Annotated in this window: 14 protein-coding genes; 5 read left to right on the top strand and 9 right to left on the bottom strand. The window is 48.8% G+C overall.

What is annotated here, in order from left to right; translation table 11 throughout:
• Positions 1–49: 49 nt before the first annotated feature.
• Complete coding sequence (locus ACLHR0_RS17850; protein ID WP_429046164.1) at positions 50–1315, bottom strand: glycoside hydrolase family 71/99-like protein; 1266 nt, start codon at positions 1313–1315, stop codon at positions 50–52.
• Between the two features lie 325 nt (positions 1316–1640).
• Here ACLHR0_RS17850 and ACLHR0_RS17855 point away from each other — a divergent pair, with 325 nt between their 5' ends.
• Both ACLHR0_RS17855 and ACLHR0_RS17860 read left to right on the top strand, forming a co-directional pair.
• Entirely contained in the window at positions 1641–2480 is an 840-nt protein-coding gene (locus tag ACLHR0_RS17855; protein ID WP_436488355.1) for a ThuA domain-containing protein, read from the top strand.
• Between the two features lie 87 nt (positions 2481–2567).
• Positions 2568–3686, top strand: coding sequence for a redoxin family protein (locus ACLHR0_RS17860; RefSeq protein ID WP_436488357.1), 1119 nt, complete (start codon positions 2568–2570; stop codon positions 3684–3686).
• Here the strand turns inward: ACLHR0_RS17860 and ACLHR0_RS17865 are convergent.
• The 8 genes from ACLHR0_RS17865 to ACLHR0_RS17900 all read right to left on the bottom strand — a co-directional run bounded on the left by ACLHR0_RS17865 (position 3645) and on the right by ACLHR0_RS17900 (position 12100).
• A complete protein-coding gene (locus ACLHR0_RS17865) occupies positions 3645–4781 on the bottom strand; it encodes a serine hydrolase domain-containing protein (protein WP_436488359.1) in 1137 nt (378 codons plus the stop codon). The genes ACLHR0_RS17860 and ACLHR0_RS17865 overlap by 42 nt on opposite strands.
• 4 nt (positions 4782–4785) lie before the next feature.
• A complete protein-coding gene (locus ACLHR0_RS17870; protein WP_436488360.1) occupies positions 4786–5583 on the bottom strand; it encodes a PhzF family phenazine biosynthesis protein in 798 nt (265 codons plus the stop codon).
• A gap of 5 nt (positions 5584–5588) precedes the next feature.
• The gene (locus tag ACLHR0_RS17875; protein WP_436488362.1) at positions 5589–6797 is read right to left on the bottom strand and encodes an MFS transporter; all 1209 of its coding nucleotides are present in this window, start codon (positions 6795–6797) and stop codon (positions 5589–5591) included.
• Positions 6798–6867: 70 nt separating this feature from the next.
• Positions 6868–7452: a TetR/AcrR family transcriptional regulator gene (locus ACLHR0_RS17880; protein WP_370911578.1), complete on the bottom strand. Its 585-nt coding sequence runs from the start codon at positions 7450–7452 to the stop codon at positions 6868–6870.
• 115 nt (positions 7453–7567) lie between these two features.
• A complete protein-coding gene (locus ACLHR0_RS17885) occupies positions 7568–7780 on the bottom strand; it encodes a hypothetical protein (protein ID WP_079468513.1) in 213 nt (70 codons plus the stop codon).
• A 45-nt stretch (positions 7781–7825) separates the two neighbouring features.
• Positions 7826–9589: an ABC transporter ATP-binding protein gene (locus tag ACLHR0_RS17890; RefSeq protein WP_436488364.1), complete on the bottom strand. Its 1764-nt coding sequence runs from the start codon at positions 9587–9589 to the stop codon at positions 7826–7828.
• The gene (locus ACLHR0_RS17895; RefSeq protein WP_436488366.1) at positions 9573–11315 is read right to left on the bottom strand and encodes an ABC transporter ATP-binding protein; all 1743 of its coding nucleotides are present in this window, start codon (positions 11313–11315) and stop codon (positions 9573–9575) included. Before ACLHR0_RS17895 ends, ACLHR0_RS17890 begins: the two co-directional genes overlap by 17 nt.
• A 218-nt stretch (positions 11316–11533) precedes the next feature.
• On the bottom strand, positions 11534–12100 hold the full coding sequence (locus tag ACLHR0_RS17900; RefSeq protein ID WP_429046177.1) for an NADPH-dependent FMN reductase: 567 nt from the start codon (positions 12098–12100) through the stop codon (positions 11534–11536).
• Positions 12101–12378: 278 nt separating this feature from the next.
• Between ACLHR0_RS17900 and ACLHR0_RS17905 the strand changes: the two genes are divergently transcribed.
• From ACLHR0_RS17905 to ACLHR0_RS17915, 3 genes are all read left to right on the top strand, one after another.
• Entirely contained in the window at positions 12379–13008 is a 630-nt protein-coding gene (locus ACLHR0_RS17905; RefSeq protein ID WP_436488368.1) for a helix-turn-helix transcriptional regulator, read from the top strand.
• 95 nt (positions 13009–13103) lie between these two features.
• Positions 13104–13739: an RNA polymerase sigma factor gene (locus ACLHR0_RS17910; protein ID WP_429046181.1), complete on the top strand. Its 636-nt coding sequence runs from the start codon at positions 13104–13106 to the stop codon at positions 13737–13739.
• Positions 13740–13818: 79 nt separating this feature from the next.
• Entirely contained in the window at positions 13819–15006 is a 1188-nt protein-coding gene (locus tag ACLHR0_RS17915; RefSeq protein WP_436488370.1) for a FecR family protein, read from the top strand.
• Positions 15007–15083: the final 77 nt, after the last annotated feature.

Consider the following 15083-nt stretch of genomic DNA (forward strand, 5'->3'; position numbering starts at 1 on the left):
CCGGCAGTACATTACTGCCGGGACGTTTTTATTCAGCCCATTTCCGGTATTATTTTCTTTCAGGCATCTTTACACTCAATGGCTTTTCATTGCGCAACATGCTGGCGGCTTCGCCGGTTAGCCAGAGATAATGATCTGAAGGCTTCCCATCTAAGTTGATAAACGGCGTGGTGCTGCTTACGGGAGGCTGATCGCTTCCTTTAAATATGGCAGTGGCTTCATTTACTTCATCAAACATGGCCACATACAGCATGCTGGCGCCGGCAGTTAAGGCGGTAGAAATTTGTTGCCAGTAAAAACGTCCGCCCTGGCGGGGAATAGAGCCTACGGGTTTTATATCGTCCGGGAATTCATAACGACTGAGGTTGTGCCAGCTAAAGCCGGGATATACGCAGGGCACATATTCCAGGTGGTTGGCGCGGCACCAGGCCAGGTCGTCGATGAGGTTATCGCGGTAGCGGTCCATATCATTGTGAAGCAGCGGGGAATACCGTTGTACCGTCCAGGGCAGTACCAGGTCGGCTTGTTTGATGATGGTATGCAGGTAAGGATCAGGGAGGCAGTCGGCGTTCAAAGTGCGCCAGGCGGTGGGTACGCCCAGCATAATGGCACAGCCGCCATACACGGGGTCATTTTTCAGGAAATCGATGAGCCTTTCGAGGCCAATATTACGGAGATTATACGGGCGGTCAGGAAAGCCAATTCCCCAGATGGCTACTACCGGTTTGCCGTTTTGCTGCAAATAAGTTTTGGCGCCGGGCTGGTTGGTTACTTTCAGCTGATCCACCAGGTACTTCCAGTCTTCAATAATAGCGGAACAATCCTCCCCTGTGGCACTTAACCCGGAAAGGTCATACATCACGGCGATAGCCCTTTTATATTTCGAAGCTGCTGCGAAGGCATTTTTCAGGACAACGGAAGAGACGCTGTCGCGGCGTTTGGCATTATTAAAAAAGCGTTGCATGAAAACGCCGTCAACCCCATATTGCTGCATCCACTTGAAGTGAATGTCTACGGTGCTTTTGTCGTAAGAACTGAAGAAACGTGCGGGCTGGCCGTTGGCGAGCTTAAAAGGCGTGGCGTATGTTTTTTCATATTCGCTTACATCCGGCCACATGTCTATTCCGCTGCGGGTTTCATCGCCATAGGAAAAGCGCCGGGCGCCGGAGCCGTCACCTTCGGCCCGGAACCATCCCTGGTAGCCGGCCATCACCAATCCATGATAAGTTGGGTACTGTGATTCCCTGCTGTGTTTCAATTGTGCCTGAGCGGGTATGCTCAGCAGGAGGAGGAAAGCTAGTAAGATACGCTTCATATATATACTGTTTGTTATTAACGTGGAACCTGCTTTTAAAAAGAGGAGAACCCGGCTTGCCCGGATTCTCCAAAGGTTTTGCATTCACCTTAGTTGTGTATCCCGGTGATATTCCCCGGAATAAGATGCAAGTAAAGCGGGAAGGACTAACAGGAGCGTTAACAAAGCATTAATTGCGGGCATTAATGGCCTATTTACCGGATTAATTTCCGGAAACGGCAAATTGACGAAGGGGAATCGCGGTATTTAGCAGTATCTTTTATTTTTCGTACGAACAGCATGGCGGAATAATATTTATCTTTCTGTATACGCAACCCAATGTTTTATGCCCGTAAAAACAAACAGATTACTATTCCGCGCTGTTACTGTATGGCTGTTGATGATTTTTGCAAATGATGCAAGCAATGCCCGGGATATTTGCGGTGGAATGGCCACGCGCGAATGCCGCAGCACTTCAGATACCAACCGCAGCAAGCCTGCCTTTGCAGCGTTGGTGCTGTATGAAGGCGGCGGCCACCATGTGGCGTTTTCAAAAGCGGCCAGGGTATGGCTGGACAGCCTCGCAGCGAAGAAACAATTTACCCTTACCTATATCAACAACACTGATGCGATTAATGATGACTATTTAAAGCAGTTCCGGCTTTTTATCCAGCTAGACTATCCGCCTTATGGATGGAAGCCTGCAGCTGCAGCGGCATTTGAGCGATATATTCAAGAGGGCCGCGGCGGCTGGATCGGGTTACATCACGCCACCCTGCTAGGTGAATTCGACGGCTTTCCTATGTGGGATTGGTTTTCGGCATTTATGGGCGGCATCCGGTTCACGAACTATATTCCTGAGTTTGCCAACGGGAAGGTAATCGTGGAAGATAAAAAGCACCCGGTGATGAAGGGCATTACATCTCCCTTTATTATTAATAAAGAAGAATGGTATACCTACAATAAAAGCCCCCGCCCGCAGGTGCATGTGCTGGCCAGTGTGGATGAAAGCTCCTATGTACCTGCTTCTGACAGGAAGATGGGCGATCATCCGGTGGTATGGACCAATGAACATTATAAAGCCAGGAATATCTATATTTTCATGGGGCATGGCCCCGGGTTGCTGGATAACCCGGCATACCTGCAATTGTTACAGAACGCTATTTTCTGGGCAGCCGGTAAATAACAGGATGTGGAAGTTTTAGTAACTTTAGCTGCTGCGTAGGAAGAGCCTTTCTTTGGGTGAGTTATAAGAAAAAATAAACCATATAAAATGGAGAAAAAATTTCTTATCAGCGGTATGCTGTATTGTTTGCTCCTGCTGCCGTTGCTTTTAAACGCACAGCCACTTCCCATCGGTGCGGCTGCACCGGATTTTACGCTGCCGGCCACAGACGGGAAAAACTATTCATTGTCTTCTTTTTCCAGGGCGAAGGTACTGGCAGTGGTTTTTACCTGTAATCATTGTCCTACTGCGCAGGCGTATGAAGACAGGATAAAACAACTCACCTCCGACTATGCCGGCAAAGGTGTGGAGCTGGTGGCGATTATGCCTAACAACGCGGAGGGGTTGCGGTATGATGAGCTGGGATACACGGATCTTGGGGATTCTTTCGATGATATGAAACAGCGCGCAAAAGACAAGCAGTTCAACTTTCCTTATTTGTATGATGGTGACAGCGAAATAGTTTCACGGGCCTATGGTCCTATTGCTACGCCGCACATTTTCATTTTTGATAAAGACAGGAAGCTGCGTTACCAGGGAAGGATTGATGATATGGAGAATCCTGCAAAGAAGCCAGGGTCGATGGATGCACGGAATGCTATTGATGCCTTGTTGCAGCAGCGGGAGGTGCCGGTAGCGGTCACCAAAGTATTTGGTTGTTCTGTGAAGTGGAAAGATAAAAGTGGCAGCGTGGAAAAAGCAACGCAGGCCTGGGCGAAAGAACCGGTGAACCTGGATACGGTGTCGGTGGACGGTATTAAGGAGCTGCTGAAAAATACTTCTTCCAATCTGCGGCTTATTAATATCTGGGCTACGTGGTGTGTGCCTTGCGTGGCGGAGTTCCCGGAGTTTATTATCCTGGCCAAAACGTTTAGTGAGCGTGATTTTGAGTTTGTAAGTGTTAGTGCAGATGAACCGGAGAAGAAAGATAAGGTATTACAGTTTTTACAGAAGAAGCATTCTTCCGGGAAAAATTATCTTTTCAGCGGGAAAAGTAAATATGAATTGATTGAAGCTGTTGACCCCAAATGGCAGGGCGCATTGCCGTATACTATTTTAGTGGAGCCCGGTGGAAAGATCGTATATGCGCAACAGGGAGAAATTGATCCTGTGGCGCTTCGAAAGTTAATTTTTCATAACCGCATGATCGGCCCCATGTTTAAATAGATCGGTGTCCGGCCATTTTGTGGCGGGATCGTTCACTGCCTTCCACAGCAATCCATCCAGGTCGTTAAAGAAGCTGCTGTCGGTACGCGTGTTGCAAAGCATCACCCAGTTGAATCCTTTTTGTGCGCGTATTACTTCGCTGGCAGTGCCGGGCAGGGAGCCGGAGTGCCACCAGTTGTGATAAGGATTTACAGCCCATCCCAGGGCGTAACCGGGGTTGGCTTCCGAGCCGGTAGTCATAGCAGTGACAGACTTTGCAGTGAGTATGTCCGGAGGTAATGCGAAGCCATCTACATGAACGAGCAGGCGTGCAAGGTCGGCAGCGCTGGCTATCCATCCTCCGTGCGCATCCATGCGGGTAATGTTATAGATGTATGGTTGTTCGCCATGCTGGCCGTAGTATACTACCTCATTTGGTTTCCGCTCTGCCAGGGTATTGCCGCCTGTTTGCATGGCTGTGATGCCACAGGGTAGCAGCACTGCTTTTTTTACATACGCTTCATACGGCATACCGGATACTTTTTCAATTATACGGCCGAGGATACAGTACCCGAAATTGGAATAGGCGTATACTGTTCCGGGAATATTGTCCAGTGGCTGATGATCAATAGTCCACGAAATCAGCTGGGCGGCGCTCATGTCCGGATGGCTGAACATGGGATCGGTACCGTTGTTGGTCCAGCCGCCGGAGGTATGTTCAAGCAACTGCCGTACCGTGATCTTTTTCAGGTCTTCCCGGTAGGGCGGTGTGCCGTAAGCCGTGCCCAATAAAGCATTGGGGCCAAATACATGGTCGTTCAGCGACAGCTTTTTTGCTTCTGCCAATTTTAATATAGCCGTGGCCGTTATACATTTTGATACGCTGGCAATGCGGAACAGGTGTTGGGAATTTACGGGGATATGTTGTGTGGTATCTGCATAACCGTAGTTGCCGGTATATACCAGTTTGCCTTTGTAAGTTACTGCAACCGCCATTCCCGGCACGTGGTAGCGCTCCATGAAAGCATGTACGGTGCTGTCTATCTGCGGGAGGGGTTGTGCGGCAGCGGTATTCACTGCCAGCAGGCATAACAGCAGTATACGGGTATATCTCATAAAATTAAGGTACAAAAATATTTCCTTCCAGGTAAGTCTTGCAGGTACCGCCTATCAATACGCGTTCGCCGGCATCCACGCAGTAGAGCTTTCCTGTTCTGGGGGATACCTGCAGGGCGATCATTTCTTTCTTATCCAGCTGCCGGCTCCAGAAGGGGATGAGCGAGCAATGTGCAGAGCCGGTAACGGGGTCTTCAAAGATACTGGCCTGTGGCGTGAAGAAGCGTGATACAAAGTCCACCTGCTTTCCTTTTGCCGTAACAATAATGCCGCCGGGGTCGAGGTTGATCTGGTCGAGGATGGCCTTATCCGGATGCAGGTTGCGTACAATTTCTTCGTCGTGATACACGAGGATATAATCCCTTGCTTTCAGCACTTCCATGGGGTATGCGCCCATTCCTTTGAGTATTTCCGGAGGAAGGGATGCGGGTACTGCGGGCCTTGACGGGAAGTTGAGGGTGAGCAGATCGTTGTGTTTGGAAACGGTAAGCGGTCCGCTTTGCGTATGAAAAGTGAGTTGGTGCATATCCCATCCGAGGTGATTGAACAGCACATGTGCGCTGGCCAGTGTGGCATGTCCGCAGAGGTCCATTTCTATTTCGGGCGTGAACCACCGGAGCTCGTAGTGGCCCTGTTGACCGGTGGGAATAAAGAATGCGGTTTCGGGCAGAAAATTTTCGGCCGCAATTTTCTGCAAGGTATCTGTTGGCAGCCATGCTTCCAGGAGACATACTGCTGCGGGGTTTCCGCCGAACAGTTCATTGGTGAAAGCATCTACCTGGTAAATGGGTATATGCGGCATGGAAATCAGTTTTGGTGTTGTACCGTAAAGGTATTGCTTTTTTGAGCGTGTATCTTCCGGGGGAGGGTGAATGCCCAGAAGAGCAGTCCTGTGGCGCTGATAGCGGCGCCGAGTATGCATACGGCTATCCATCCGGCGAAGGCATATATAGTAGTGGCGGCAATGCTTCCCACGCCGCTGCCGATGGAATAAAAAAGCATGTAGCCCGCTACCATGCGGTTGCGTGATTCCGGTCTGATGTTGTACAGCATACTTTGGTTGGTAACGTGCACCGCCTGGATGGCCAGGTCCAACAGGATGATACCGGCAATAAGTGCTGTCAGCGAATAGGTGGCAAAGCCGAGCGGGAGCCATGAAACCAGCAGTAACAACAAGGCGGCGCCGGTGGTGCGCTGGCCGTAGCCACGGTCTGCCAGTTTACCTGCACGGGCGGCTCCTAATGCACCTGCCACCCCGATTAAACCAAACATGCCAATCGCGGTAGCCGGAAAGGAATACGGTGGCGCACTAAGTGGTAATACCAGCGACGACCACAACACGCTGAAGGCTGCGAAGATGAAGAAGGCAAGAATAGCGCGTACCCTAAGAATGGGTTCTTCGAGGAATAACCGGAATACAGACAGCAGCAATTGCGGGTAGCTGGTATTGGCTTTCTGCGGGTCGTGAACGGGCAATACGCGGTAAAGGACACCGGCGGTGAGAAGCATTAATGCAGCGGAAAAAAAGTATACCGAGCGCCAGCCGGCGATGTCTGTAAGTGCGCCGGAAACGGTGCGGGTGAGCAGGATACCCAGTACTACGCCGCTGGTCACTAAACCCACCATGCGCCCTCTTTCCGCCGGGGCGGCCAGTGTGGCGGCATAGGCCACCAGCGTTTGCGTAACCACCGCCAGGAATCCTACGGCTGCAATGCCGCCCAGGAAAGGCAGTTTGGCCGGCGACCACGCTACGGTAAGCAATGCAGCCACTGCCAGTAGCAGTTGGGTTACAATCAGTTTGCGGCGGTTAAACAGATCGCCCAACGGTAATAGTAGGAGAAGCCCGAGCGCATACCCTGTTTGCGTAATGGTAACAATGATGCCCAGTGAGCGTGACGGAATATGAAGATCGTTTCCCATTGTGTTCAGCAAGGGCTGTGCATAATAAACATTGGCAACGGCGAGGCCGCAGGCCACCGCAAATAGCAGCGCGGTAAACCGGGTGAATTTTTCCATGAGTGAATTATGTGTTTTGTACTGTAGGGTACAAAATAGATCATAAAAAAGGGGATACGCTGTTCCCTGGTTAACCGAGTATTTTTAATTGTGTTTCTATCAGTTCGGAGAGGGCTTCGTTATCCGGGTAAATCCGCCGGGTAATACCAAGTCCATTCCAGTTATTGAGGAGCAGGCGGGCCAGCAGTGGGGGCGGCAGTTTGGAGTGCAGGGTGCCTTTTTGTTTTCCGCGCAGCAGTGCATCCAGGAATAATGCTTCCAGTCCCTGCAGGTGAGTGGCGGCCCTTTTCATCATAGGGTTTTCCACGTTGGAAAGCTCTGCTACTGCGTTGCCAAAGATGCAACCTTTCTGGTGCCTGGTTTTGGTGCTTTGCGCTACCCTGCGGAAAAACTCCCGGATGTAATCCACCGGATCTACGGCGGCGTCCAGTTCTCTTCTGAACTGTGCAATCGCCTGATCACTATGTTGGGCCAGCGCCTTTTCATACAGCTCTTTTTTACCCCCTTTAAAAGCCAAGTAAAAGCTGCCCTTACCTATGCCCATAGCAGCGAGCAGGTCTTCCGTGGAAGTAGCCTCATATCCCTGGCGCCAGAAGATTTCAGCCGCTTTGCTGAGCACTTCCCCGTCGTCAAATATTTTCGGTCTGCCTGACATATCTCTCTCTTTTACATCTCAAAGATATATTCTTTACCAAATAGTACAAAATTTTTCCGGCATAAAAAAACCTGCGGAATACGCAGGTTAATCTTTTGTGTGGAAAATATACCGGCTAGTGATGCGGAGTTTGTGGGTGAAGCAGTTGAAACAATTCTCTTTGCAGATCATCATTATGAAGATTGTTTAACTGCTCCGTTGAAATTTCGTAAAAGGCAGTTTTCTTGCCTAATACGCCTATCACAAACGTGTGTCCGGCCTGCACCGGTTCTGCGGTCTGGGGGTGTTTTTTTGATAGTGTTACCACTACATCTTTGAATTTTGACATGTAGTGAATATAACAAAAATTCCGGATTTTGGGTAAAATCACGGATCAGCTCACCCTTACCCCGTGCAGTAATTTTTCCATCGCGTTTTGTAAAGACCCTGCCCTGGTGACTTCTCCCGAATTCACAAAAAAGATCTCATCGGCATTTTCAATGGTATTCAACCGGTGCGCAATGATTACCCGCGTGGTATTTTCCGGCAGCTTTTCCAGGATTTCTCCCAGCAACTGTTCGGTAACGGTGTCAATATTGGCGGTGGCCTCATCCAGGATAAGGAGATCGGGTTTACGCAATACTGCCCGCATAAAAGCAATCAGTTGTTTTTGTCCCAGGCTCACACCATCTCCGCCGGAAAGCACTTTTGTTTCCAGCCCGTTTTCAAAAATGGCCAGCAGTTTTTCCAGGTTAGCTTCCCTGATCACTTCTGTAAGCTGTTCGTTGGAAAAATCTTTATATGCCGGGTTGCCGTATAGGATGTTTTCTTTCACGGTGCCGGTAAACAGGAAAGGTTCCTGCAAAATGAAACCTATTTTCCGGGAACGTTCATCGGCATCATAACTGCGGATATCCCTTCCATTCAGTAATACCATCCCCTGCGTAGGATCATACAAACGCGCAATGAGTGATGCCGTGGTGGTTTTGCCGCCGCCGGTTGGTCCTACTAACGCATAGGTTTTCCCTTTCTCCAGCGACAGGCTGATGTTATGTAATATTTCCCTGCCTTCGGGGTAACCAAAATGTACATTCCGGAACTCCAGTAATGCTGACGAGTCGCTGTAATCCTTGCCGGCATTCACTGTAACAAGATCCGTTTCCAGTCCGAGTATTTCGGAGATCCGGTCCCAGCCAGCCATCGCCACCTGGAAGTTGGCCCACAATGTAGCCAGTTGCCGTAATGGGTTATAGAAATAAGTGGCATACGCCAGGTAACTAACGAGCAGGCCTATACTAAATTCTCCCTGGGTGATCAGGTAGATACCACCGGTTAATACCAGCAATTGTGCAATACTGGCGCACATGGCATAAAAAGGGAGGAACACATTGTTGGCAAGCCCGGTGCCAATTGCGCTCTGGTAGTTTTTTTCATTGGCATCCTGGAAGCGTTGGCGGAAATAATCGCGGCGGTTAAAGGCTACAATTACTTTGAAGTTGCTGAGACTTTCCTGAATTTCTGCACTCATATTACCCACCGTTTTCAGGTTGGCTGCATTTTTTCTTTTTACCCAGGGAGATAATACCCTTGTAAAGAGGAGTATCAGCAAACCGGGCGCCAGTGCGGCAATGCCGATCTTGTAATTGATGATCAGCAGGAAGATACCGGCGCCGATCATAGTAGAAATGTTACCAATAAACTGCATCAGCGATTGTGAAAAAAACTGGTTGAGTTTATCCGTATCATTATTTACGCGGGAGATAAGGTCTCCTGCTTTATTCTGGTTAAAGAAGGCTACGGGCAGTTGCTGTATCTTACTAAAAATAGCATTCCGGAGGGTAAATAAGGTACGCTGACCAACACCGCCCATGAGCTTTGTCTGGAAGTAACTGGTGAACAGCGCCATCAGGTAAATGCCCAGCAGGATGCCTGAAAAGATCAGTACGCCGTGGTATTGCTTATGCTGCACATAGTGATCGATGGTATAACCGATTAAGAAGGGCCCGAGCAGGTTGAGTATAGAATTCAGCAGGATGGCGGTTAAAGCCACTGCCAGGTTTCTTCTTTCGTGGGAAATCAGCTTCAGCAAATTCCTGAATGCGGAGTAGTTGGATATCTTCTGCTCTTTCTCCGTAAACTTATTAAGATTGTAATTCATAGTTGCTGGTGCTTTGTTGGGAATTAAAGATCTGCACGTACTCGGGGCTGGTATGGAGAAGTTCTTCATGTCCGCCGGTGGCGATAATTTCACCCTGCATGAGCAGGATGATCTGATCGTAATGCGTTACTGAAGAAATTTTCTGTGTTACAGACAGGAGTGTGATACCCGGGTATTCCACCTGTACGTTTGCCAGGATCTTTTTTTCTGTATTGGTATCTACACGGGCGGTGAAATCATCCAGCAGCAGGATCTTCGGGTTAATGGCCAGCGCGCGCGCCAGCATGATACGTTGTTTTTGTCCGCCGGAAAGACTGGCACCTCTTTCTGAAACAATGGTATCCAGTTTTTCGGGGAGCGCTTCGGTAAATTCCTTCAGTTCGGCGGTGTGCAATGCCTTTTCCATGGCTGCTTCCGTAACGGTTTCGTTGAATGCAATATTTTCCCGGACGCTCATATTAAAAATGATACTGTCCTGGAATACAAAGCCCACCTGGCTGTGAAAGGATTCGCTGTTATAATCTGCTACCGGGCGCCCATCTACCAGCACCGTGCCGGAGGTAGGTTTGATTAACCCTGTGAGCAGGTAAAGCAGCTGCGTTTTACCTGCAGCAGTAGGCCCGATGATGGCTACTTTTGATCCGGCTTTTATGGAGAAGGAAATATCTTTGAGCACTGGTTTCTGACCGTAGTTAACGTTCACCTGCTGAAATTCAATATCTCCCTTAACAGGCGCCGTCAGAGAACCTGCGGGCATAATGTCGGGCATATTGATCACGGCGCTGATCCTTTGATAGGAGGCAGTGGCCTGTGCAATAATATTGCTCATAAAACCGATGACCAGTATCGGAAAGATCAGAAGGGCGAGATAACTGCTGAACGCCGCAAAATCGCCCAGGCTCATACTGCCGGTGATAACGAAATGCCCGCCCAGCGCCAGGATGATCAGGTTGGCAATGCCGGCGGTAAACGTAATCACCGGGATCAGTCCTGCGAAAAGTTTTATGATGGATAACCCGAAGTCCATCGCTTTACCGTTGGCGTCCAGGAATTTCTGGTATTCCAGTTGCTGCGAGTTGATCACGCGGATCAGCGCTGCGCCGAGTATACTTTCGTTGATCACTTTATTCAGCCAGTCCATTACTTCCCGGCTCTTGATGAACAGGGATCTCACTTTACGCAGTACCAGGAAAAAGGTAATGCCTATTACCGGCAGCGTGGCAATCACAGCCAATGCCAGTTCCCAGTTGATGGTCAGCAGCAGGATGCTGGCGCCTATAATAATAAATAAGGAAGATACCAGTGAAACGATGGCCTGGGAAACAAACAGCTTGATGGAATCCACATCGGCAATCAGGTTGGTGAGAAGCCGCGAGGGGTTGGCTTGTTCCACCCATGCGTAACTCTGACCGGATATTTTATCCGATATTTTAGTGCGCAGGTTACGCGCCACTTTTTCAGATACATAGGTTTGTATGATGTTCTGCAGATAGGTAAACACCAGGATGATGATGACCGCCACCATAAATTTTATGACCAGCGTATTCAGCTGGAAGGTGCCATGTTCGTAGCTGTCGATGCCGTTTCCGATAATTTTGGGCAACCACAGGTTGAGGCCATTGCTCACCAGTGTAAACAGGATCAGCAGGCTAACCATACCCATATATGGTTGCAGGAGACTGAATACACCGGCTTCTTTCTTTTTACTACCCTCTTCTTGTTTCATTTTTAACTGGTATGTTTAGCAGGACGCGGCTTTTAAAGGTTTCCACATGAGGACGGATCCGCTCCGCAAATATTGTATAAATATCTCAACAAGATATTGTTTTTTTAGCGGTTTAGGGAACGCATTCCGGTGAGATATCCGGAGAAGGAGTAGAGGTGGAGAAGGAAAGAAGAACCAGCGCAGGTCCCTGCCCGTTGGGAGATGCGCTGGCTTTTGATTTAAATAGTGACAGCCGCCTTCTTTTTTTCGTAGATGGCGCTGGCCAGCCAATAAAATTCATCCATAAACCTGGCTGCTGATTTGAGCGTATGCTCGCTGGTAAGGTCGTGTGTATCATTGAATGCGCCGTACACTTCCGGCACCAGCAGTTTTACCGGTAGTGCGTAAGCGCCTACGCTGAGGATCACCTGTTGCAGTTGTGTAGCTGCGTTGATGCCGCCCAGTTTTCCTGCACTCACTGTAACAATACCGATGGCTTTCCTGGAAAATTCGCTGTAAAAATAATCCAGGGCGTTTTTGAGTACGCCGGAAAAGCTGCCGTGGTATTCCGGTGTAACAAATATCAGGGCGTCTGCGGCGTGCAGGCGCTGGCTCAGTTCTTTTACTACCTGCGGCAGCTGGGGATGTACGCCTACCCGTTCTTCCAGCATGGGCAGCGGGTTTTCGGCCAGGTCTATGAGATCGGTTTCCAATCCCTTGCCCTCTAATTGCTTTTGCAGGTAATGGGCAATTTTCTGTGATTGCCTGCCCTGCCGGATGCTTCCGATTAATATGGCTATTCTCATTGTTTTTTATTTTTTGTGAAGACATGCAGCTACCTGTACTGAAAGTGATGTTTCAGCAGTAACCGGTTATTGCATTGTTTGGTTGTTACCAGCCGGAGGGCCCAGCCGGCTGGTATATGGGAGCGCAGTATGCCGCTTTTTCATACCTGTGTTTGCGCACCGCACAGGTATAAAACCCGCGGAAGTCTATGCCCGCGTTGCGTATCCAACTAGTCGTTTTCTTTATGGAACAAAGATAGTATCTTTGCTTAATAAACCAAATAAACACTTTGTTTATTATGAATAATAACTTTGCCGATAATGAGCGGGCGGTATGGATACTGAAAACACAAGGGCCACAACCCCTGTGTAAGTTGGCAGAGGAGCTGAAAGTAACGATGGAGGGCGCGCGGTTTCAGTTGCTCAAACTGGCAAATGAGGGATTGGTGCAGGCCACCACGGAAGCCAAAGGCAGGGGCAGACCTAAACAGATCTGGTCGCTCACGGAGGCGGGCAATGCGCGTTTCCCCGACCGGCACCAGGACCTGGCATTGCGGCTCCTGTGTAATATGAATAAAACACTCCCCACCAGTATGATGGACGAAGTGCTCGACGCCACAGCCCAAAGCACCCTCGAAAAATACCAGGAAGAGCTGAAAGGCATCACCAGCCTGGAAAGCCGTGTAAGCATATTAGCGGATATCCGTAACCGTGAAGGATACATGGCCGAATATATCAACGAAGGAAACAGTTATCTCCTCGTGGAAAATCATTGTCCCATTCAGGCCGCGGCCAGCTGCTGCAGCCGCTTCTGCCAGTCGGAACACGAGATGTTTACACGGATACTGGGAAAGCATGCGAAAGTGGAGCGGCTGGAACATATACTGGGAGGGCAGCGGAGATGTGTATACAGGATCACGGGGAAATGATGCTGATCTTTACTATATTTTCCCCCTATCTATAAATAAATCAGCTTTTATCGGTATTTTTATACCGATAAATCATCGTTTATATTGCCAGGAGGGTGTTTCCAGGGATGATAGAGGAGTATTCAAACAAGGAGCATATTTTACTGCAAAAGTTCGCTGGTGGAGAACAATCCGCTTTCCAATTCATTTTTAACCAGCATTACAAAGCATTATGTTATTTTGCCTTTACCATTGTTGCGGACGCACAGGAGGCGGAAGACCTCGTGCAGGAAACCTTTTCGAAGCTCTGGGATAAACGCGGCGATTTCAAATCTGCCGCCAATATAAAAGCCTTTCTTTTTATTGCCACCAAAAATGCCTGCCTCAATTTTTTGAAAAGCAGGGAGCGGCTTAATGTAAAGGAAAAGGAATTTTCTTATTTACAGGAAGAACAGGTCACCACAGAAATAGCCGGATTTGATCCGGTACTTACGGAAACGGAAATCATTCAGCAGTTGTACCGGGAAATAGAACATCTGCCCACCCAATGCCGGCGGATTTTTAAGATGAGCTATCTCGAAGGAAGAAAGAATGAAGAAATAGCTACCTCCCTGCAAATCTCCTACAATACGGTGAGGGCGCAGAAGCTCCGGGCGCTTAAACTTATCAGGAGCAGTCTCATTAAAAAGAACATACTGCCCTTACTGGGCATCTATATTACCCTTCTCAAATATTATTATAATTATTACTGATCCTGTTAGCCCGTAAAATTTTTTCAGATTTATTTAATCGAAAGTAGTTTTTTATTGTTTCTATAGTAAAAGAGGTGAGTTGGAAATAGATCAAAACAGTGAAACAAATCCATTATTGCAGCGGATAGCCTGGCTGATAGGCCGTTATCAGCAGGGTATACTGACAGCCGCCGAAGCCGAAGAGCTGCGGACCTGGTGTGATGCCTCCGCGGAGAACCGTCTTTTTTTTGAACAGATGACCGACCCGGATATACTCCGTGATAAATTGTTGCAATACGAGAAATTTGATGTTACTGCCGGCTGGAACACTTTCAGTGCAAAGCATTTCCCGGTAAAAGATAATGTGCCGGTACGCCCGTTGTATCGCTGGTGGACCGCTGCTGCGGCTGTTTTGCTGTTATTGGGTGCAGGCTTATATTTTCTTCGCCCTTCTGCCCCGCCTGCCCCGGTAACGGCCCTTTCCACCACGTCTATTATGCCGGGTACCAGCAAAGCCACGTTAACACTGGCAGATGGTTCGGTAATACCGCTGGATAGCAACGGTAACCGCGTGATCACACAACAGGGCGCCCTTATTCACCTGAATAATGGTCAGCTGCAATACAACGCGCAGGATTATTCTGCACAAACTACGCTGAACACACTGGCTACGCCAAGAGGCGGACAATTCCGCCTCACGCTGCCGGATGGTACCAGGGTATGGCTGAATGCAGCTTCCTCAATTACTTTCCCCACTGCATTCCAGCAGGGGAAAAGGGAAGTGGAGATAAAAGGAGAAGTTTATTTTGAAGTGGCTGCCATGGCGAAAATGCCTTTTCAGGTAAAAGTGGGCCACCAAACCAACATAGAAGTATTAGGCACCAGTTTTAATATCAACGCCTATACAGATGAACCAGGCATCAAAACGACCCTTATACAAGGAGCCGTAAAAGTAAATGCAGGCAACAATTCCAGGGTATTATTACCCGGTCAGCAGGCATTGGTAAAAAGTCCTGGAAATATCGATATCGTAGCGCATGCAGATATGGCTGCGATACTGGCCTGGAAAAAGGAAGAATTTAATTTCCGCGATGCAGACATCCCCACCGTGATGCGTCAGCTGGCCAGATGGTATGATGTAACAATTGTTTATGCAGGTAATATCCCTGCCCGCCGGTTCCAAGGGGAAATTCAACGTAATCTGCCACTGTCGGATGTTTTGGAAGGACTGCAAAGTACCGGTATCCATTTCCGCCTGCAGGGACGCAGCATTATCGTGGAACCGTAATGGGTTTATTTTTTAGCTATTGTCAACTGAACATTTATGCACCACCAACTTCAGAGATTGTAATGCCGCTATACGGA

The organism is Chitinophaga sp. ARDCPP14, from assembly GCF_051362515.1.
In the GTDB taxonomy this organism is placed as follows: Bacteria; Bacteroidota; Bacteroidia; order Chitinophagales; family Chitinophagaceae; genus Chitinophaga.